The organism is Modestobacter sp. KNN46-3, assembly GCF_011039295.1.
Genome location: NZ_JAAKGN010000024.1, coordinates 1 through 18,892, shown reverse-complemented (window position 1 = coordinate 18,892; position 18,892 = coordinate 1). Strand labels below are relative to the sequence as shown.

General features: G+C 75.0%; 21 protein-coding genes. 10 read left to right on the top strand and 11 right to left on the bottom strand.

The window, feature by feature from the left end:
* Positions 1–5 precede the first annotated feature (5 nt).
* Entirely contained in the window at positions 6–1,145 is a 1,140-nt protein-coding gene (locus tag G5C62_RS07990; protein ID WP_164700574.1) for a hypothetical protein, read from the top strand.
* A 13-nt stretch (positions 1,146–1,158) separates the two neighbouring features.
* On the opposite strand, the gene G5C62_RS07985 is transcribed toward G5C62_RS07990, so the two are convergent.
* Positions 1,159–2,970, bottom strand: a complete 1,812-nt coding sequence (locus G5C62_RS07985; RefSeq protein ID WP_036335957.1) for a gamma-glutamyltransferase family protein — start codon at positions 2,968–2,970, stop codon at positions 1,159–1,161.
* Positions 2,971–3,135: 165 nt separating this feature from the next.
* Between G5C62_RS07985 and G5C62_RS07980 the strand changes: the two genes are divergently transcribed.
* Both G5C62_RS07980 and G5C62_RS07975 read left to right on the top strand, forming a co-directional pair.
* Positions 3,136–3,510, top strand: a complete 375-nt coding sequence (locus tag G5C62_RS07980) for a hypothetical protein (protein WP_164700573.1) — start codon at positions 3,136–3,138, stop codon at positions 3,508–3,510.
* Between the two features lie 583 nt (positions 3,511–4,093).
* Positions 4,094–5,038, top strand: coding sequence for a nucleoside hydrolase (locus G5C62_RS07975; RefSeq protein ID WP_164700572.1), 945 nt, complete (start codon positions 4,094–4,096; stop codon positions 5,036–5,038).
* Here the strand turns inward: G5C62_RS07975 and G5C62_RS07970 are convergent, their stop codons facing one another.
* Genes G5C62_RS07970 through G5C62_RS07955 form a run of 4 tightly spaced genes read right to left on the bottom strand, consistent with a single transcriptional unit; the run spans position 5,039 to position 8,676 of the window.
* On the bottom strand, positions 5,039–6,019 hold the full coding sequence (locus G5C62_RS07970) for a glycine betaine ABC transporter substrate-binding protein (protein ID WP_164700571.1): 981 nt from the start codon (positions 6,017–6,019) through the stop codon (positions 5,039–5,041).
* Complete coding sequence (locus G5C62_RS07965; protein WP_164700570.1) at positions 6,019–6,846, bottom strand: ABC transporter permease; 828 nt, start codon at positions 6,844–6,846, stop codon at positions 6,019–6,021. Before G5C62_RS07965 ends, G5C62_RS07970 begins: the two co-directional genes overlap by 1 nt.
* Complete coding sequence (locus G5C62_RS28650) at positions 6,843–8,042, bottom strand: ABC transporter ATP-binding protein (protein WP_164700569.1); 1,200 nt, start codon at positions 8,040–8,042, stop codon at positions 6,843–6,845. Before G5C62_RS28650 ends, G5C62_RS07965 begins: the two co-directional genes overlap by 4 nt.
* Positions 8,035–8,676: an ABC transporter permease gene (locus G5C62_RS07955; protein WP_036335960.1), complete on the bottom strand. Its 642-nt coding sequence runs from the start codon at positions 8,674–8,676 to the stop codon at positions 8,035–8,037. The genes G5C62_RS28650 and G5C62_RS07955 overlap by 8 nt, the downstream gene beginning before the upstream one ends.
* 359 nt (positions 8,677–9,035) lie before the next feature.
* On the opposite strand from G5C62_RS07955, the gene G5C62_RS07950 reads away from it, so the two are divergent.
* Both G5C62_RS07950 and G5C62_RS07945 read left to right on the top strand, forming a co-directional pair.
* Entirely contained in the window at positions 9,036–9,458 is a 423-nt protein-coding gene (locus G5C62_RS07950; RefSeq protein WP_164700568.1) for an STAS domain-containing protein, read from the top strand.
* A gap of 97 nt (positions 9,459–9,555) precedes the next feature.
* Complete coding sequence (locus G5C62_RS07945; protein ID WP_164700567.1) at positions 9,556–10,041, top strand: ATP-binding protein; 486 nt, start codon at positions 9,556–9,558, stop codon at positions 10,039–10,041.
* 14 nt (positions 10,042–10,055) lie between these two features.
* On the opposite strand, the gene G5C62_RS07940 is transcribed toward G5C62_RS07945, so the two are convergent.
* Positions 10,056–10,481 (bottom strand): AAA family ATPase, encoded by a 426-nt coding sequence (locus tag G5C62_RS07940; RefSeq protein ID WP_036335963.1) that lies wholly within the window; start codon positions 10,479–10,481, stop codon positions 10,056–10,058.
* Positions 10,482–10,584: 103 nt separating this feature from the next.
* Here G5C62_RS07940 and G5C62_RS07935 point away from each other — a divergent pair, with 103 nt between their 5' ends.
* Positions 10,585–10,932: a PRC-barrel domain-containing protein gene (locus tag G5C62_RS07935; protein WP_036335964.1), complete on the top strand. Its 348-nt coding sequence runs from the start codon at positions 10,585–10,587 to the stop codon at positions 10,930–10,932.
* A 169-nt stretch (positions 10,933–11,101) separates the two neighbouring features.
* Entirely contained in the window at positions 11,102–11,947 is an 846-nt protein-coding gene (locus G5C62_RS07930) for a hypothetical protein (protein WP_052090439.1), read from the top strand.
* Between the two features lie 10 nt (positions 11,948–11,957).
* Here G5C62_RS07930 and G5C62_RS07925 read toward each other — a convergent pair whose 3' ends face one another.
* Positions 11,958–12,656: an NYN domain-containing protein gene (locus tag G5C62_RS07925; RefSeq protein ID WP_036332547.1), complete on the bottom strand. Its 699-nt coding sequence runs from the start codon at positions 12,654–12,656 to the stop codon at positions 11,958–11,960.
* Positions 12,657–12,834: 178 nt separating this feature from the next.
* Positions 12,835–13,230 (bottom strand): SRPBCC family protein, encoded by a 396-nt coding sequence (locus tag G5C62_RS27485; RefSeq protein ID WP_206330521.1) that lies wholly within the window; start codon positions 13,228–13,230, stop codon positions 12,835–12,837.
* 190 nt (positions 13,231–13,420) lie between these two features.
* On the opposite strand from G5C62_RS27485, the gene G5C62_RS07915 reads away from it, so the two are divergent.
* A complete protein-coding gene (locus G5C62_RS07915; RefSeq protein ID WP_241175774.1) occupies positions 13,421–13,960 on the top strand; it encodes a GNAT family N-acetyltransferase in 540 nt (179 codons plus the stop codon).
* A 7-nt stretch (positions 13,961–13,967) separates the two neighbouring features.
* Here G5C62_RS07915 and G5C62_RS07910 read toward each other — a convergent pair whose 3' ends face one another.
* A complete protein-coding gene (locus tag G5C62_RS07910) occupies positions 13,968–15,251 on the bottom strand; it encodes a competence/damage-inducible protein A (RefSeq protein WP_164700564.1) in 1,284 nt (427 codons plus the stop codon).
* A 149-nt stretch (positions 15,252–15,400) separates the two neighbouring features.
* Here G5C62_RS07910 and G5C62_RS07905 point away from each other — a divergent pair, with 149 nt between their 5' ends.
* Both G5C62_RS07905 and G5C62_RS07900 read left to right on the top strand, forming a co-directional pair.
* Positions 15,401–16,246 (top strand): hypothetical protein, encoded by an 846-nt coding sequence (locus G5C62_RS07905; RefSeq protein ID WP_164700563.1) that lies wholly within the window; start codon positions 15,401–15,403, stop codon positions 16,244–16,246.
* Positions 16,243–16,578: a hypothetical protein gene (locus G5C62_RS07900; RefSeq protein ID WP_164700562.1), complete on the top strand. Its 336-nt coding sequence runs from the start codon at positions 16,243–16,245 to the stop codon at positions 16,576–16,578. The genes G5C62_RS07905 and G5C62_RS07900 overlap by 4 nt, the downstream gene beginning before the upstream one ends.
* 9 nt (positions 16,579–16,587) lie before the next feature.
* Here the strand turns inward: G5C62_RS07900 and G5C62_RS07895 are convergent, their stop codons facing one another.
* Complete coding sequence (locus G5C62_RS07895; protein WP_164700561.1) at positions 16,588–18,420, bottom strand: SpoIIE family protein phosphatase; 1,833 nt, start codon at positions 18,418–18,420, stop codon at positions 16,588–16,590.
* Positions 18,421–18,512: 92 nt separating this feature from the next.
* Positions 18,513–18,892 (bottom strand): hypothetical protein (locus tag G5C62_RS07890; RefSeq protein WP_206330520.1); only part of this gene is annotated, 380 nt, incomplete at its 5' end.

Below are 18,892 nucleotides of genomic sequence, written 5' to 3'. Positions count from 1 at the left end.
ACCGGATGCAGGGAACCGCCGCCCCCCGGTCGCAGGACGGCCGGCCGAGGCCGTGGCACCCCCGTTCCTGGCGGGCCCCCCTGCAGCGCACCTGGGCCCGGCACCCGCAGCTCGGCCTGGCCCTGCGGGCCGCGATCGCCGCGACGATCGCCTGGGCACTCACCCAGTTCCTGCCGGGCCCGGCCCAGGAGTACCCCTACTACGCGCCGTTCGGGGCGGTGATCGCCACCTCCACCACCCTGGCCGGCTCGGCCCGGTCCGCCGCACAGTCGGTGGCCGCCATCGCGCTCGGCGCTGCCGTGGCCTTGGCCACCGACGCGCTGCCCGTGCCGATCGCGGCCAGGATCGGCATCGTGGTGTCCATCGGCGTCCTGCTCGCCGGCTGGCACCGGCTGGGCAGCTCCGGCAGCTGGGTGACCACCTCGGCGCTGTTCGTGCTGATCATCGGCGGCGGCGACCCGGTGGACTACGTGCTGGGCTACGCCGGACTCACCTTCTTCGGCGCGTTGATCGGGACGGCGGTCCTCGCCGTCTTCCCGCCGCTGCCGCTGGCTCCCTCGCAGACCGAGCTCGGTCGGCTCCGCGACCTGCTGGCCGCCCAGCTGGAGGACCTCGCCGACGGGCTCCAGCAGGAGCACCCGCCCACCGAGGACGAGTGGCGCGAGCGCATCCACACCATCGACCCGGTGCTGGCGCGGATGCGCGCCGCCGTGCAGCAGATCGACGAGGCCCGCCGGGGCAACCGCCGGGCCCGCCGGCACCAGCAGGACGCCGAGCGGCAGTACGCCCAGGCCCGCGCGCTGGAGCGCCTCACGCTGATGATCGAGGACCTGACCCAGCTGATCGCCGAGACCGAGACCGCCGACCTCTCCCACGTGGCGCTCGGCCCGTCGCTGCGACCGTCCGCGGCCGAGGCGCTGACCGGCCTGGCCGACGTGCTGCGCTCGGTCGACGGGGCGACGGCCGACCCGGACACCACCCGCGGTGCCTATGCCGACCTGCACGCTCTCGAGGCGGAGCTGCGGCGAGCCCGGAGGCACACCGACGACGACCTGTTCGCTGCCAGCAGCATCGCGCTGGCGATCCGGCGCTGCCTGGCCGCGGTCGTGCCCGAGGAGCTGGCCGAGGAGGAAGCCCCGGACTGACCCGACCGAGGGCTCAGCGACCCACTGCGTACCCCTGCATGCCCCGCGGGTTGGCCCCGGCCCGCAGCACGCCGGTCTCCGGGTCGACGGAGACCGCGGACAGCCGGCCCAGCGACCAGGGGTCGGAGACGGTGACCGAGTGGCCACGGCGGCGCAGCTCGGCGATCGTCTCCTCCCCGATCCGGGACTCGACCACGACCTCGTCCGGCGTCATCTCCCGCGGGAAGAACGACGACGGGAAGGCGGTGGTGTGCCAGGTCGGCGCGTCGATGGCCGCCTGGAGGTCCAGCCCGCCCAGCACGTGGGCCAGCCAGAAGCACAGCTGCCACTGCTCCTGCTGGTCCCCGCCGGGGGTGCCGAAGGCGAGGGTCGGCACGCCGCCGCGCAGCGCCAGGGACGGGGTGAGCGTGGTGCGCGGGCGCTTGCCCGGCTGCAGCGAGTTGGGGAGCCCGGGCTCCAGCCAGAACATCTGCGCCCGGGTGCCCAGCGCGAAGCCGAGCGAGGGGATGACCGGCGAGCTCTGCAGCCAGCCGCCGGAGGGGGTGGCCGAGACGAGGTTGCCCCAGCGGTCGACGACGTCGACGTGGCAGGTGTCGCCCCGGGTGGTGCCCCGCGTGTCGACGGTGGGCTCCCCGACGCCCGCGATCGGGCCGGACGAGGCACGGCCGCCGGCGGTGACGAACCCGGGGAGCCGGGGCGGGCGCCCCCCTGGCGAGCCAGGCCGCAGCTCGGTGCTGGCCCGGTCGCTGATCAGCGCCCGCCGTTGCTCGGTGTAGCTCGTGGACAGCAGGTCGTCCACCGGGACCTCGGCCGTGTCCCCGTACCAGGCCTCCCGGTCGGCCATCGCCAGCTTCACCGCCTCCACGCCGGCGTGGACCAGATCGGCATCGGCGGTGCCCGATGCGTACCCGGCCCCGGCCCCTGCTGCCGGGTGGCCGTCCAGCATCGCGAGCGCCTGGAGCAGCGCCGGGCCCTGGGACCACGGCCCGGCCTTCGCGAGCGTCCACCCCTGCCAGTCGAGGGTGACCGGCGGCTCGTACCTCGGGGCCCAGCTGGCCAGGTCCTCACCCGTCAGGAAGCCGCGGTGGGCACGACCGGAGTCGTCCATCACCGGGGAACGGGAGAACTCGTCGATCGCCTCGGCGACGAACCCCGTGTACCAAGCAGCCAGTGCCGCGTCGATCTGCGCCTCTCGGGAGGGTCCGCGCGCTGCGTCGAGCAGTCGGCGGTAGGTCGAGGCGAGGACCGGGTTGCGGAACAGGCGGCCGGCGGTGGGGGGTGCTCCGTCGGGGGCGAGCCAGGTGGCGGCCGAGGTCGGCCAGTGGGTGCGGAAGTGCTCGGAGACCGAGGCGACGGTCGCGGCGACCCGGGGGTGGACCGGGTGGCCGTGCTCGGCGTACTCGATGGCGAAGCGGAGGACGGCGCCCAGCGGCAGGGTGCCGTGGTCGCGCAGGAGGGTCAGCCAGGCGCCGAGAGCGCCGGGCACGGTGGCGGCGAGGAGACCGGTGCCCGGGACCAGGTCGAGACCGAGGTCCCCGAAGGCGTCGATCGTCGCGCCGGCGGGGGCGACCCCCTGACCGGACAGGACCACGGGGACCCCCGCGCCGGCGGCTGCCCGCGGGCTCCGGGCGAAGAGGATCGGCACCTCACCCCCCGGGCCGTTGAGGTGCGGCTCGACCACCTGCAGGGTGAGGCCCGCAGCGACCGCGGCATCGAACGCGTTCCCACCGGCCTCGAGGGTCGCCATGCCCGCGGCGCTGGCGAGCCAGTGCGTCGAGGCGACCATCCCGAAGGTGCCGGCGAGCTCCGGCCGCGTGGTGAACATGTAGCCACCCTAAAGAAGTGTGGCCGGTTCGCACTGCGAGGCGACGGCGGTGTGGCAGGGGTGCTGGGCGCCTCTCGGAGCGGCACGACCTCGTCGTCGTCCGGGGCTCGATGGCGGAGGTCGATGTCGCTGTGCCGGAGGTCGATGTCGCTGTGCCGGAGGTCGATGTCGGAGTGCCGGGGCTCGGGGAGCGCCGGCAGCGTCAGCTGGTGCGTCCGGGGCGCGACCGGCCTGTCCCAGCTGAGGGAGGCGCCGTTCGCGCCACCGCCCCAGGCCGCGGCCCGCCGGCGCACGCCGCGCAGGCGGCTGACCAGCTGCCGCACCGGGGCGGTCAGCCGCGACGGGGGCGCGGCCAGCCGGGCGGGGGTGGTGAGCAGGTCGACGGAGAAGTCGGTGGCGAACTCGATCGCCGTCTCCAGCTCGTGGTCCGGGGCCGGCGGCGCGGACGGGGCAGGGGCGCGCTCTGCCACCGGGGCGGCGGCCGCCGGGCCGGGCGCCGGGCGGGAGACGGACCGGTCCGGCCCGTCGGTCAGCCGGTAGACCGGCAGCGGCGTCGCACGCCAGGCGAGGTGTGCACCGTCGCCGCCGGCGCCCCAGGTGGCGGCGAGGCGGGCCAGCTGACGCCGCCGGGAGCGGGGGAGGCGCACCGGGACGTCGTCGTCCGCGAGCGGGCTGGGACCCATGCCGAGCACGCCGATGGCGAGGCCGATCGCCAGGCCGAACGCCAGGTCGGTGGTGTTGGGCGCCGGGGTGTCGGTGCCGAACAGCCCGAGCCGGCCGGTGTCCCGGGCAGCGGGCAGCTCGGTCGACCGGACCGGTGCCATCTGGATCGCCACGTGCTGCCCTCCCGGGAAGTAGTCGCCGCGGCCGGGGAAGGGGCCGCGGGCAAGGAAGAAGTTACGGACGACGGAGCCCTGGGACCCCCGTTCGGGACACCCCCTCACGACCGCGTGACCCAACCGTTGCCCGACCCCTCCGCAGCGGTCGATGACCCACCTCCGGACCCGGGCACTTGTCGACAGAACCGGACGAAACCGCAGGTCAGCCGGTCGATCGCCGGGCGGTGACCTCGGCCGCCGATCCGGCGCACCGGCGTGTCGGGCCGGTCTGGTGGGATGGGCGGATGCGCACCCCGCTGGTGATCGACACCGACCCGGGCATCGACGACGCACTGGCCGTGCTGCTCGCCCTGGCCAGTCCCGAGGTCGACCTGCAGCTGGTGACGACGGTGCACGGCAACGTCGGCCTGGCCGAGACCACCGAGAACGCGCTGCGGGTGCTGCACCTGGCGGGCCGGTCGGACGTGCCGGTGGCCGCAGGCGCCCGCACCTCGCTGGTCTTCCCCCAGCCGCGGCGGGCCGGCCACGTGCACGGGGAGGCGGGCCTCGGCGGCGTCGTCCTGCCCCCGTCCCCGGCCGCGGTCGACCCCCGGCCCGCGGTCGTGGCGCTGGCGGAGCTGCTGCTGGCCAGCGAGCAGCCGGTGACCGTCGCCGCGATCGGCCCGCTGACCAACATCGCCCTGCTGCTGGGGGTGTACCCGGAGGCGGCGGCGCGGATCGGCCGGCTGGTGGTGATGGGCGGCTCGGCGACCCGCGGCGGCAACGTGACCGCGGCCGCGGAGTTCAACGTGTGGGCCGACCCGGAGGCCGCCGCAGCGGTGTTCGGTGCGGGCCTGCCGACCGTGCTGGTCGGCCTGGACGTCACCCTGCCCACGGTGCTCACGGCAGCGGGGATCGCCCGGTTCGCCGCGGCCGGCCCGGTGGGCGACCGGGCGGCGGCGGTCCTGCAGCAGTACGTCGACCACGCCCGCAGCAGCTACGGCGTCGAGGGGGTGGTGGTGCACGACGCCCTGGCGCTGACCGAGGCGATCGTGCCGGGCACGCTGACGGCGGTGCGCCGGGACATCGTGGTGGACACCGGGCACGGCGCCGGGCGCGGGCAGACCCTGGTGGACCGCCGGACGACGTCGTCCTCGGCCACCGCGGTGGCGGTGGCCGAGGACGTCGACAGCGAGGCGGCGGTGGAGTTCCTGGTCAGCCGGTTGTGCGGGCTGGCCGAGCGGACCTGATCAGGCCGGCTCGACGAGCCCCTCGGAGACCATCCACTCCAGCGCGACGTCCCCGGGCTGCTCGCCGGCCACGTCGACCCGGGCGTTCAGCTCCTGCAGCACGTCGTTGGTCAGCAGCGGGGTGATCTGCCCGAACAGGTCGGCCAGCTCGGGGTGCTCCTCGAAGGTCTCGGTGAGCAGCACCGGCGAGATGTTGTAGTTGGGGAAGAACGCCCGGTCGTCCTCGAGCACCGTCAGGTCCAGCGCCGTGATCCGGCCGTCGGTGGTGAAGACCTCGCCGAAGTTGCACTGCCCTTGGTCGGTGGCCTCGTAGACCGCGCCGGTGTCCAGCGTGCTGACGTTGTCCCGCGGCACGCCCTGCGCATCACCGAGCTCCAGTCCGTAGGTCTCCAGCATCGGCACGAACCCGTCGTTGCGGCTGGCGAACTCGCTCTCCACGCAGAACGTGCGCTCCTCCACGGGCAGCTCGGCGATCTCCGACAGCGTGCTGATCCCGCCGAGGTCGTCGACCGCCTCGCTGCGGACGGCGAAGGCGTAGGTGTTGTTGGCCTCCGCGGGTGGCAGCCAGGTCAGGCCGTTGGCCAGCTCGGCGTCCCGGACGGCCTCGTACTGCTCCAGCGGGTCCGCGATCGGTGCGGCCTCGCCGAGGTAGGAGAGCCACGCGGTGCCGGTGTACTCCCACTCCATGTCGATCTCGCCGTTGACCATGCCCTGACGAGCCGGCACGGAGCCGGGGATGTTGGTCCGGTCGACGACGTCGAACCCGGCGGTCTGCAGCGCGATCACGGCGATCTTGCCGAGGATCAGCTGCTCGGTGAAGTTCTTCGACCCCACCACGATCTCCTCGCCCGCCACCCCCTCGATCGGCTGGATGTCGGCCGGCGCGGACGCCGGGGTGTACTGCGTGGCGGCCTGCAGACCGCACCCGGTGAGCAGGGTGGCTGCCGCGAGCGAGGACGCGGCGGCTGCGCGGGTCCGCATCAGAGTCCCTTCGGTCGGGCGACGTGCTCCACGACGCGACCGAACCAGTCGATGGCCAGCGCGAGCAGGGCGACGAGGACGGCACCGCTGAACAGCAGGCTGTCCAGCGAGAGGTTGATGCCGGTGGTGATCAGCTGGCCCAGCCCGCCGCCGCTGATGAAGGTCGCCAGCGTGGCGGTGCCGACGAGCAGCACCAGGGCGGTGCGGACGCCGGCCAGGATGACCGGGACGGCCAGCGGCAGCTCCACCCGCAGCAGGACGGCGAGGGCGCTCATGCCCATCCCCCGGCCGGCCTCGACCAGGCGGGCGTCGACGCCCTGCAGCCCGACCATGGTGTTCCGCAGCACCGGCAGCACCGTGTAGAGCACGAGGGCCACGACCGCGGACCGGAAGCCGAAGCCCAGCCAGGTGGCCAGCAGCACGAACAGCCCGATCGCCGGGGCGGCCTGGCCGGTGTTGGCCACGCCCAGCACCAGCGGCGTGGCCCGGCGGAACGGCCCGCGGGTGAGCAGCACGCCCAGCGGGATGCCGATCAGCAGCACGATGACGGCGGCGAACAGGGTGAGCTGCAGGTGCTCCAGGATGCTGCGGCCCAGCACGCCCCAGCCGAGCTGGCGCTGCTCGGTGTCGGCGAGCTCGGCGGTCGACCGCCAGATGACGAAGGCCAGCACCCCGGCCAGCACGAGGACCGGCTGCACGAGCAGTCCTCGCCAGGCACCGCGGGCCTCGTCCGAGTCACCGCGGGCCGGCGTCTGGGTCTGGGCGAGCGCGTCGTCGATCTCGGTGTCGGGGTACGCCTCGGTGGCCGCGGGGCGGGGCGCCGTCATCCCTCCACCTCGTCGCGGGTGCGCTGGATCGCGGCCATCACCGTCTCCACCACCATGACGCCGGCGACGCCGTCCCGGCCGGTCACGACGACACCGCCCTGACTGGCGGCGAGCATCGTGTCCAGGGCGTCGTTGAGGGTGGAGCGCAGCCCGACCACCGGGAGCTTCTCGTCCACGGTGTCCGGCACGGTGGCCACCCGGGACAGCTCCGCGAGCGACGGCCAGCTGATCGGCCGGCCACGGCGGTCGGTGACCACGACGTACTTCTCCCCGGCGGCCGACGCGCGGCGGACGACCTCGGCGGCGTCCTCGCCGACCTGGGCCTGCTGGGGGTGGATCAGCTCGACGTCCCCGACCCGGGTCAGGGTCAGCTGCTTCAGGGTCGCGCCGGCGCCGACGAAGTCGGCGACGTACTCCTCCGCCGGGTCGGCGAGGATCGCCTCCGGGGTGTCGTACTGCGCGACGCGGGCGCCGACGTCGAAGACGACGATCCGGTCGCCGAGCTTGACCGCCTCGTCGAAGTCGTGGGTGACGAAGACGATCGTCTTGCCCAGCTCCTCCTGGATGCGGATCAGCTCGTCCTGCAGGCGCTGGCGGGTGATCGGGTCCACCGCGCCGAACGGTTCGTCCATCAGCAGCACGGGCGGGTCGGCGGCGAGCGCCCGGGCGACCCCGACGCGCTGCTGCTGGCCACCGGAGAGCTCACGCGGGTAGCGGTCGCGGTAGACCTCGGGGTCCAGGCCGACCAGCTCGAGCAGCTCGTCGACCCGGGCGGCGATCCGCTTCCGGTCCCACTTGAGCATCCCCGGGACCAGCCCGATGTTGGTGCCCACGGTCATGTGCGGGAAGAGCCCACCGGCCTGGATGACGTACCCGATCCGGCGGCGCAGCTGGTCGGCGTCCTGCCCGGTGACGTCCTCGTCGCCCAGGAAGATCTTGCCGCTGGTGGGCTCGACCAGCCGGTTGAGCATCTTCAGCAGCGTGGTCTTCCCGCAGCCCGAGGGCCCGACGAACATGACCATCTGACCGGCCGGGATGTCCAGGTCGACCGAGTCGACGGCCGGCTTCCCCTGCCCGGAGTAGCTCTTGGTCACGCCCTCGAGCCGGATCGACACGCCGCTGACCTGGCGCTCGGTGCTGGCGGGTGCGGCTGCGGCTGCGGTGGCGCCGCCGCGCTCAGCGGTGGTCTCAGACACGGATGCCCCTCGAGGTGGTCAGGCGACCGACCAGCACCAGCACCACGTCCAGGACGAGGGCGAGCAGGACGATCGCGATGGTCCCGACGAGCGTGGCGTTCAGTGCGTTCGCACCGCCCAGCCGGGAGAGTCCGGAGAAGATGAAGCTGCCCAGGCCGGGGCCGAGCACGTAGGCGGCGATCGCGGCGATGCCCATGACCATCTGGGTGGAGACCCGGATGCCGGCCAGGATCACCGGCCACGCGAGCGGCAGCTCGATCCGCAGCAGCGTGCTCATCCGGCTCATCCCGATGCCGCGGGCCGACTCCACCAGCGAGCGGTCGACGCCGGCCAGGCCGACGACGGCGTTGCGCAGGATCGGCAGCGCCGCGTAGAACGTCACCGCCAGCACGGCCGGGGTGATCCCGAACCCGAAGGGCGCCAGCAGGATGCCCAGCAGCGCGAAGGAGGGGATGGTCAGCCCGATCGCCGAGAGTCCGTTGGCCAGCCCGGTGAGCCGCGGGCTGCGGTAGGCCAGCACCGCCAGCCCGATCGCGATCACGGTGGCCAGCAGCACGCACTGCACGACCAGGCTGACGTGCTGGAAGGCCTGGAAGGCGATCAGCCCGCGCCGGTCGACGAGGTACTCCCACATCGGCCCACCCCCTCTCCGCACCCAGGCCACGCTGGGCCGGGTGGTCGTCGTCCTGATGGCGCCGCACTCGGTCTGGCGAGGACTCGGGCGGCCTGGTGGGCGTGCACCCCCGGCGCGCACGGCGCGTCTGCAGGGGTGCTCCACCGCCGGACGCGGGCCCTACCGCACCGGCGGCCTCATTTCGACCGTGTGTCACCGTGTCACACCCGTCCCACGGATGCGAGCTCGACAGGTGACGAAGTGATGACCTTCCTGACCGGGTACGGCGACTGGCGTGCCTCGATCGGGGTAGTGACTCGACCCGGCCCGCTCCGCGGGCACGTGCCGACGGGAGACGATCGGTGGCGGACACTGCGCACGTGTCCCGGTCTGGAGGAGGACCCATCAAGACGGTCAGGTCGGCAGCCGACGAGGCGCCGTTCCAGGTGCGGCTCGCCGACGGCCCGGAACCGGGGCAGGTCATCGCCTCCGTGTCCGGCGAGCTGGACGCCGCCAGCAACCCGCTGCTGCAGCAGACCCTGCTGGCCGCGCTGCGCCAGGCGGAGCGCCTGCTCACCATCGACCTGTCCGGGGTCACCTTCTTCGGGTCCGCCGGGGTCACGGCGTTGGTGTGGGTGAGCCAGCACCCGGAGGCCGCCGGCAAGCACGTCGGGGTCATCGCGACCAGCCGCATCGTCACCGGGCCGCTGGAGCTGACCGGCCTGCTCCTGCGGCTGGACGTCCAGGGGATGCCCGGCGTCGCTGAGCTGGACGGGGACGAGGCGGACCAGGCGCGGCGCTGACCGTCCCCACCCGGCACGTGACCCCCCGTGCTGCACGCCGTTGGCGTCTCCGCCACCATGGTGGCGGCGAGACACCAGCCGGCGAGAGGACCGAAGAGTGAGTGCACTGGTCTGGCCGGCGGCCGACGTGCCCCACGAGGACGGCGACGTCTGGCGGTGGGAGCTCCCGACGGTGCACGACGCGTCCCGGGTCCGGATGGACCTGCGGGCCCGGCTCGCCCACCCGTCCCTGGCCGCCCGGTCCACCGAAGACGCGCGTGAGGGACTGCTGTTGGTGTTCGAGGAGCTCAGCTCGAACGCGCTGCGACACGGTGGCGGTGCGGTGGTGGCAGTGATCGTCGCCGTCCCGACCGGCTGGCTGATCGTGCTGACCGACGGCTCGCCCGACGCCCCGCCGCGCCCCGCGGTCGACCGCGACCCGGCGTACGGGGGGATGGGGCTGCCGATGGTGGCCCAGCTGTCGATCGACTACGGCTGGTGCAGCGACGCCCAGCGCAAGCACGTGTGGGCCCGGCTGCCCTCCGGGCTGTCCGCCGCCGCGGTCCCCCGGCCCCGCTCCTCCTCCGGCCCGGCTGGGGCCTGACGGGGGGCAGGGGTTCAGCTCCGCACCACCGTCACCTCGCTGAACCCCTCTGCGGTGCTCGGCGCGGTGAGCCGCCCGGCCGCGCTGTACAGCCCGACCAGCGGCACCCTCGCCCGCCCCTCGCGGGCCTCGTTGCGGGCCCGGCAGGTCTCCAGCGGGACGTCGAGGAACACCGCCCGGGCCGGGACGCCTGCGGCCGCCGCCAACGCGACGAGCGGCGCCCGCTCGGCCGGCGACGGCGAGGTGTTGTCGACGACGACGCTGGCGCCCTGGGCGAGCAGGGCGGCCACGGTCCGCTGCTGACGGGCCTCACGACGCCGGGCGTTCGGCCAGTGGTCCTTGCTGACCACCGCGTGCGTGCCGGCCAGGTGCTCGGTGACCCACCGGGACTTGCCCGACCCCTGCAGGCCGACCATCACCACGAGCTCCTGGCGTGCCATGGCCCACCCGGTACCCGCCCCGGCCCAGGCAGTCGCTGCGGGGTTGCGCGGCCACGGCACCGGGCATGGAGGGGCATCTGTCCCGAGACCCCAGGAGGGCCCCGTGTTCCCGGCCGAGAACATCCGTGACTGGCGCACCCTGAACGTCGTCGACCCGGACGGGAGCAAGATCGGGACGCTGGAGTCGGTGTACGTGGACACCACCACCGACCAGCCCTTCTTCGCCGCGGTCGTCACCGGCTTCATCGGCCGGCGCCAGTTGACCTTCGTGCCGCTGACCGGCGCCACCGTGGCCCCCGACCACATCCGGGTCACCGTGTCCAAGGACCTCACCAAGAACGCGCCGTCCATCGACACCGACGGCGAGCTCACCGTGGAGCAGGAGCCCGACGTCTTCGCGCACTACTCGATGCCCTACACCGGCGGCGTCCGCCGGCTGGCCCGCCGCTAGCCGTACCGACCGGGACGCCGGTGCGGTCCGCCGCTACTGCCCCAGCACCGGTTGGTCACCTCCTGTTCACGCAGGAGTCCCCCAGTTGTCAACTGTTCGTCGACCGACCTACTGTGCTCGGGGACCTGGGTCGCCGCTGCGATCGGGGCGTCGACTGCAGGGACCCACCATGCTCACCGTCATCCGGCCGCGGCGTCTGCTCGTGGTCCTGGCCGGGGTGAGCCTCCTGCTGGGAGCCGTCAGCCTCGTGCTGAACCTCGTCGTGCTCGGCGCCGACACGCCGGGCCAGCTGGCGGCGGGGATGCGCTCCGGGGTGCTCGACCTGCTCAGCGTCAACCGGGAGGCGAACCTCCCGACGTGGTTCTCCTCGGCCCTGCTGCTGGCGGCCGCTGCATCGGCGGCCGGAGTGGCCGCGTGGGCCCACCGGACCCGCGACCGCTGGCGGTGGCACTGGACGGTCCTCGCCGCGGCGTTCTGCTACCTCTCGGTCGACGAGCTGCTGCGGTTGCACGAGCGCGCCAACCACCAGGTGGGCAAGGTCGTGGAGACGAGCGGGGTCTTCACCTTCGGCTGGTGGGTGCTGGCCGCCCCGCTGGTGGTCGTCTTCGCCGCCGCGTACGTCCGCTTCCTCCGCGGGCTCCCCGGACGGATCGGGCTCCTCATCGTCGTGGCGGGGACCCTCTACGTCGGCGGCGCCATCGGCATGGAGGTGGTGGGCAGCTGGCTGGCCGACGACCGCGGGATGCTGTCCGCTCCGTACGTCCTGGCCACCACGGCCGAAGAGGTGCTCGAGATGCTCGGCGTGGTCGTCTTCCTCTACGCCGTGACCACCTACGCCAACTCCCGGATGAGCGTCGTCGACGTACCGGCCGAGAGCGCCGCCACGCGGCTGGACGAGGCTGCGGACCGCGGTGGTCGAGGTCGGCCCGATGACGCTGCGCGCACCACCGCCACGGCCCCGGGCGTCTCGGAGTTCGGCGACGACACCGGGATCGGCGGCACCCGCGCGGCCTGACCGGCCTCCGTCAGCCTCGGCGGGCGGCGAAGAGACCGGCGGCGTCCCGCAGGCTCTTGGTCGGGCGCAGCCAGGCGCCGTCCGTCGGCAGGGCGTCCAGCCGGACGCGGTCCAGCGGCTCGACGAACGCCCCGGGCACGTCCTCGATGTCGACGAACTGCAGCAGCTCGGAGCTGATCGCGTAGCCGGCGACCTCGCTGAACGCGACGACGACCACCTCGGTGCCCGCGCGCGCCAGGTCCTCGAGCGGCTCGGCGAAGTTCCGGCCGTCACCGGAGAAGACGACCAGGCGGCGCAGCTGGTGGCTGTGCGCCCGCACGCTGATGTGGTCGAGCATCGACTGGTCGATGTCGTCGTCGGGCTGGAGCTTGGGCCGGGCGAAGACGGCGTAGCCGAAGCTGCGCAGCGCCTCCACCCAGCGCTGCAGGGAGGTGGCGTGCTGCGGCGGCACGTTGGCGAAGACGCAGGCCTCGACCTCCGGCGGCTGTACCGCCCCGAGCTCCTCGGCGCCCTCGACGAACCACGCGGCGATCGCGTCGAACCGCGGCCGGGACGCCGCGGTCGGGCGCGCGCCGATCACGTTCGCCAAGGTCATGTCGATGTTCGGTGCGTCCCACACCAGCAGGTCCAGCGACGGGCGCGGCCCCTCGGACGAGAACCCCTCGTGCCCGTCCACCGATCCGGTCGCGTCGTCGAGGATCTCGGTCATCGGCCCAGTCTGCCGGTCGGGGTCCACCGGCGGGACCGGTGGGCGCACGACCGCGGTGGGCGTGCCGCCCGGGGCCGTCGCCCGACGCCGACGGCGGCCGGTCACCGGGCCGCTCCGACGCACCGACGACAGCACCGCGACCAGCTCACCCCGGCACCGTACGAGACGCACCGGACGCTCAGGTCGTGATGGTCACCAACCGCTTGATCGCCAGCAGGGCCAGCGGGGCGTAGCCGAGCACCAGGGGCGCGAAACCGCTGATCCGCAGGCCGGTCGTCGTCCCGCCGTCCGGGCCCGCGCTCACCCAGTGCGCCAGCCCCAGCCGGGTCGGCCCGACGGTGACCTGCCAGCTCCACCACCGCGCCGCGTCGGACACCTCGTCGACGACGAACGGAACGGAGGTGTGCAGCGGGTCGTGCACCCGGCCGGTGACGCCCTGGGCGATCCGGGGGGCGGTGGCCTCCACCCGGCTGATCTGCGGGGACCACTCCGGCCAGCGGGCGGGGTGCACGAAGCGGTCCCACACCTCGCCGGGGTCGGCCGGGCCGGTGGCGTGCAGGGTCACTGTGGTCACCCCGGACGGGTGCCCGCCCAGCTGCCGACTGACACCCGGGCGGGCTGACGACCGGGGTCCGCCCCCGAGAGTGACCCAGGCCGGTCCATCCGCGCCCGACCAGCATGCCCCGCGCCCGCCCACCGCGCAGGTCAGGTTCCACGTGGAACCCCGGCTCAGCGCCGCCCGGGCCGGACGCGAGGATGGCGGCGTGCCCGGGTCCTCCCCCTCACCGGTCCTCCGCGCGATGACGGCGGACGACTGGCCCGCCGTCCGCGACATCCACGCCGCCGGCATCGCCACCGGCCTCGCCACCTTCGAGACCGGGCCACCGACCTGGGCGGCCTTCGACTCCTCCCGCCTGCCCGGTCACCGGCACGTGGCCACCGACGGCAGCGGCACGGTCCTCGGCTGGGTGGCGTGCACCCGCGAGTCGCCGCGGGCGGCCTACGCCGGCGTGGTCGACCACTCGGTCTACGTCGCATCGCACGCAGCCGGCCGGGGCATCGGGCGACTGCTGCTGCAGCGGCTGATCGACTCGACCGAGGCCGACGGCATCTGGACGATCCGAGCCGGGGTGTTCCCCGCCAACACGGCCAGCCTGGCGCTGCACGAGCGGCTCGGGTTCCGGGTGGTGGGCCGTCGTGAACGGATCGGCCGCCGGGTCGTCGACGGGCGGGCGAGCTGGCACGACGTGCTGTTCCTCGAGCGCCGCAGCCGGGTGGTGGGCCGGGACGGCGACCCGGCCTGACCCGCCGTCAGGCCGCGGGGCCGCCGAGCAGGAGCTGGCGCAGCAGGTGCAGGGCCAGCGTCGTCGTCCGCTGGCGCACCGCCTCCCGTGACCCGAGCAGGGTCAGCGAGCGGGCGGCCGCGCCGTCCGGGCCGGCGGCGGCCAGGTGGACGGTGCCGACCGGCTTCTCCGCCGTACCGCCACCCGGACCCGCGATCCCGGTGACGCCCACCCCGACGTCGGCGCCGAACCGGCGCCGGGCGCCCTCGGCGAGCGCGGCGGCGACCTCCGGGCTGACCGCACCCGCGGCGGCCAGCATGCCGGCCGGCACGTCGAGCAGCTGCGTCTTGGCGTCGTCGGCGTAGGCCGCCACCCCGCCGAGCACCCGGCGCGACGAGCCCGGCGGCGCGGTGAACCGCGCGGTGAGCAGCCCGCCGGTGCACGACTCGCCGATGCCCACCGTCCACCCACGCTCGTCCAGGGCGGCGGCGACCAGCTCGTCCACCGTGGGGCCGCCGCTGAACAGCGTGTCGCCGAAGTCGGCGGTGACCGCCTGCACCAGCCGCTGCTGCGCCGGCTCGGCGTCCGGGCCGTACCGGGTCACGATCTCCAGCTCGCCGTCCCGCAGGCAGGTGGTGACCTCCAGGTCGGTCAGCTGGTCCTCGACCCGGCGCAGGGTGGCCGCCAGCTCCGACTCCGGCGTGCCCCACAACCGCAGCGTCGACTGGCGCAGCTCGGTGGCCCCGGCCAGCGCCCGGCGCACCGGCTCGGCCTCCAGCGCCGCCGGCCACATGCCCTGCAGCTCCGACGGCGGCCCGGGCAGCACCAGCACCGGGGGGCCGGTCCGGCCGTCGGCCACCGGGACGACGAGGCCCGGCGCCGTGCCGACCGGCTCCAGCACGGTGGCGCCCGCCGGGACCTGCGCCTGCTTGGCGACCCCGGCCGCGGTCGACGCCGGGTCCATCCGCCAGCCGCGGCGGGCGCTGAGCCGGGCGACCACCTCGGCGATCCGCTGCTCCAGGGCCGGGTCCAGCGCCGAGGGCCGGCCCTGGAAGTCACCGACCAGGGCGGCGGTCAGGTCGTCGGCCGTCGGCCCCAGCCCGCCGGTGGTGATCACCAGGTCGGTGCCGGCACCGGCCAGGAAGCCGAGGGCGGCCCGCAGGTCCTCGGGCCGGTCCCCGACGACGACGACCGAACCGACGTCGACGCCTCGGGCGCGCAACGCCTCGGCCAGCCACGGCCCGTTGCGGTCGGCCACCCGGCCGGTGAGCACCTCGGTGCCGGTGACGACGATGCCCGCGCGTGCTGCCACGGGACCGACCCTAGGCGGGCGGCCGGACCACGGCGCGGGGGCAGGCTCCCGGTGGCCCTCCGCGGCTACGGTGTCCAGCGCCCTGCCCCGCCGTCCAGCCCGGTCCGACCAGGCCGTCGGCGCCTCGGCGCACCCCACGAGGAGGACACGTGAGCCAGCCGCACCCGCCGATCCCCGAGCCACAGCCGCAGCCGGGACCGGCACCGACCGGCGCGACCCGGCACTCTGCCGACGAGCCGGCCGGGGACCAGCACGCCACCACCGGGCACCCCGTCACCGAGCACGCCGTCACCGAGCACCCGGCCACCGAGCCCGCGGTGACCGGCACGACCGACGATCCACGCACCCAGTCGATCCTGCTGCCGCCCAGCCAGCGCCAGACGGTCGAGCCGGAGCAGCCGGACGCCGGAGCGCACGGCAGCCACCCGCCGTACCACCCCTCCTACGACCCGCCGACCGCCGTGCACGGGACCGGCGCGGTCGACGTCGGCCCCGGGTCCACAGCCACCCCGCCACCGGTCCCGGGCCCGGCCACCACCCCCGGCACCGCACCCGGCACTCCGTCAGCAGGCGCGCAGGACGGCGGGTCCTCGTCGTCCTCGGTCCGTTCCCGCCTCGCCGCCGTCCGCTCCTCGGGCCGGCCCGGCAAGGAGCTGGTGGCCCTCCTGCTCGGCGTGCTCGGGCTCGCACTGCTCGAACTGGGGCTCAACCTCGACTTCGTCAACCAGTCGCTGTGGGACGTCGTGCCCACGTGGTCGGCGTTCGCCACCGTCGCCGCCCTCGTCGCGCTGGTGCCCTCAGCCGTCGCCCTGGCCGGGCGGCGGGAGTCCGCCCGGACGGCGTGGCGGGTCGGGGCCGGTGGCCTGGTCGCCCTCGCCGCCTTCTGGGTGCTGATCGCCCTCCCGCTCGTCGCCAGCGACCGCGGCTTCTGGCTCACCGCCGCCCTGGCCGCCACGGGCGCCGCGGTGGTGCTGGCCCCGGGCCGTCCCGAGTGACCCGGGGCCGCGGCTGGTTCCTCGGCGCCGGGGTGCTGGCCCTCGCCTCGTTGGGGTTGCCGTGGTCCGGGCAGGTGTCCGGTGCCGGGCACCCGGCGCGGGTCGCCGTCCTCGCTGCCCTGGCCCTGGCGGTGGTGGGGCTGCGCCGCCGGCAGGACCAGTGGCTCACCGCCGCGCTCGCCGCCGCCGGCGTCGGGCTGCTGCTCGGCGGGGTCGACGCGTCGTCCGGCCGGGTCGCACTGGCCGCCGCAGCGACCTGCCTGGTCCTCGGCTGCCGGGCCGCCGGGCACCGCCTGGTCCCGTCCCGGTGGGCCGGGGGCACGGCGGGCTGAGCACGGGCACTACCCTCGCACCCGCACCGCCAGCACCGCGACGTCGTCGTCCACGGAGCCGTCGAGCTCCGCGAGCAGCCGATCGCACAGCTCCTCCAGCGGGAGGTGCGCCCACTGGGCGAGCGCCTGGGCCAGCCAGGCCGTGCCGTCGTCCAGCACGGCGCCCCGGCGCTCCACCAGCCCGTCGGTGTAGAGGACGACCGTCGAACCGGGCACGAGCAGCTGGGTGTGGTCGCTGCGCAGGACGGACGGGTCGACGCCCAGCAGCAGGTCCGGCTCACGCTCGAGCACGGTGACCGTGCCGTCGGGCTCGAGCAGCAGCGGCGGTGGGTGCCCCGCGTTGCTCCAGCGCAGCAGCCGGTCGCCGGTGCCCACCTCCTCGACCGTGGCCAGGACGCCGGTGGCGAGGGTGGCCACCTGCAGGTCCTGCAGCGCCCGGTCCAGCGCGCTGAGCACCGCACCGGGGGCGCCGCGCCGGCTGTGCGCGACGCCCCGGAGCACGTTGCGGACCTGTGCCATCGCCGCCGCCGCGTGCCGGTCGTGCCCGGTGACGTCCCCGATCACCAGGGCGAGCCGGCCGTCGCCCAGCAGGAAGGCGTCGTACCAGTCCCCGCCCACCTGGGCCAGCGACGCCGCCGGCAGGTACCGGACGGCGACCTGCAGGTCGTCGGCCTCGGGCGGCTCGGTGAGCAGGCTGCGCTGCAGCGCCTCCGCCATGCCCTCGACCACGGCGTGCTGGGCCCGCTCGTCCGCCCGGGCCCGGATCCGCTCCAGCGCCAGCGCGGACTGGGCGGCCAGCGCGTGCAGCAGCTCGAGGTCGCTCTGCGCCAGTGCCGGGGGGTGCATCCAGCCCACGCTCAGCGACCCGATCCGCCGGGAACCGCTCTCCAACGGCACCGCGGCCCAGGCCTGGACGCCGGTCGCCGCGGACAGCCGGGCCAGCTCGGGCGAGAACGCCTCGGTGGCCGCGCGGTCGGGCAGGACCACCCGCGCCCCCGTGCGGGCCGCGACGCAGCTGGGGTAGGGCCCGTCCAAGGGCAGCACCGTCTCCGGGCCGACGCCGACCGGGGCGATGCCGTCGGTGAGCACCAGCCGCAACCGGCCCTCGCCGTCGCAGACCCCGAGCACGCCGCCGTGGGCGCCCAGCACGACCAGGCCGCGCTCGTTGACCACCCGGGCGAGGTCGTCGAGGGTCTCCGCCCGCCCCAGGGCCAACGCCACGCCGGAGAGGGCGGCGAGTCGGCGCGCGGTGTCCGCCTCGGCCTGCCGGGCGGCGCGGAGCTCGGCGCCGCGGGCGAAGAGGTCGCTCTCCACCTCCAGCACCCGGCGGTGCCAGCGCTGCCCCCGGCCGCTGGGGTGGTCGGACATGGCCTGCTGGCGCACGTAGTCGGTGATGTCCTCGACCCGCTGGAGCAGGTGCCGGCAACGCCCCTCGTCGTCCGGCACCGGGACGCTGATCAGGCTCCAGAACCGCTTGGTGAAGCCACCGGAGCCGTCGGGGATGTCGAACTCCTGGACGGGCAGGGTCTGCGGGCGGCAGGTGTCCCGGGCCCGCTCCAGGGACGCCCGGATGCGGCTGCCACTGGCGTCGGGGGCGGTCGAGTCGGGGTTGCCGGGGAACGCCTCGAAGACCGGCCGCCCGACCAACTCGGCCAGGGTCCGACCGGTGTTGGCCAGGTAGGCCGGGTTGGCGTCGACGATGACCAGCTGCGGCGTCAGCACCAGGTAGGGGGTGGGCATCGCGGCGAAGAGCGCCGCGTGATCAGGGGACGACACCGCCAGGTGCGCGCCAGGACCCCCGTTGCCGATCGGGTTGTCCGACCTGTTCGCCCCCGCGCTCATGACCCTGGATGCCCCCCATGGCCACTGCCTCGTCGGACCGGGCCTGTGGCGGGCAACATACCGGCGCGGGACCTCGCCGGGGGGCGCCTCGCTCAGTCCTTGCTGGGCTTGCCGTTCCCGTTGCCGTTCCCCGCGCCGTTGCCGTTCCCGTTGCCGTTCCCGTTGCCGTTCCCCGCGCCGTTGCCGTTCCCGTTGCCGGTGGGCGGGGCGGACGTCTCCGGGTCGGGGGTGGTCGCGCCGTCGTCCGTCTCGTCCTCGGCCGGCTCCTCGGTGTCGGGCACCTCGGTCTCGCCGCCCTCGGCCGACCCACCTCCCTCGGCCGGTCCCTCCTCGACCGTCTCGCCGGTCGTCGCGGCGATCGACGAGGTGCTCGCCGGGCGACAGCTGCCGGCGGTGCAGCGCACCGACACCCAGAGCTTCTGGCTGCTGCCGGACGCGGCTGCGCTGGCCGGGGCGTCGTCGGCCACCGAGG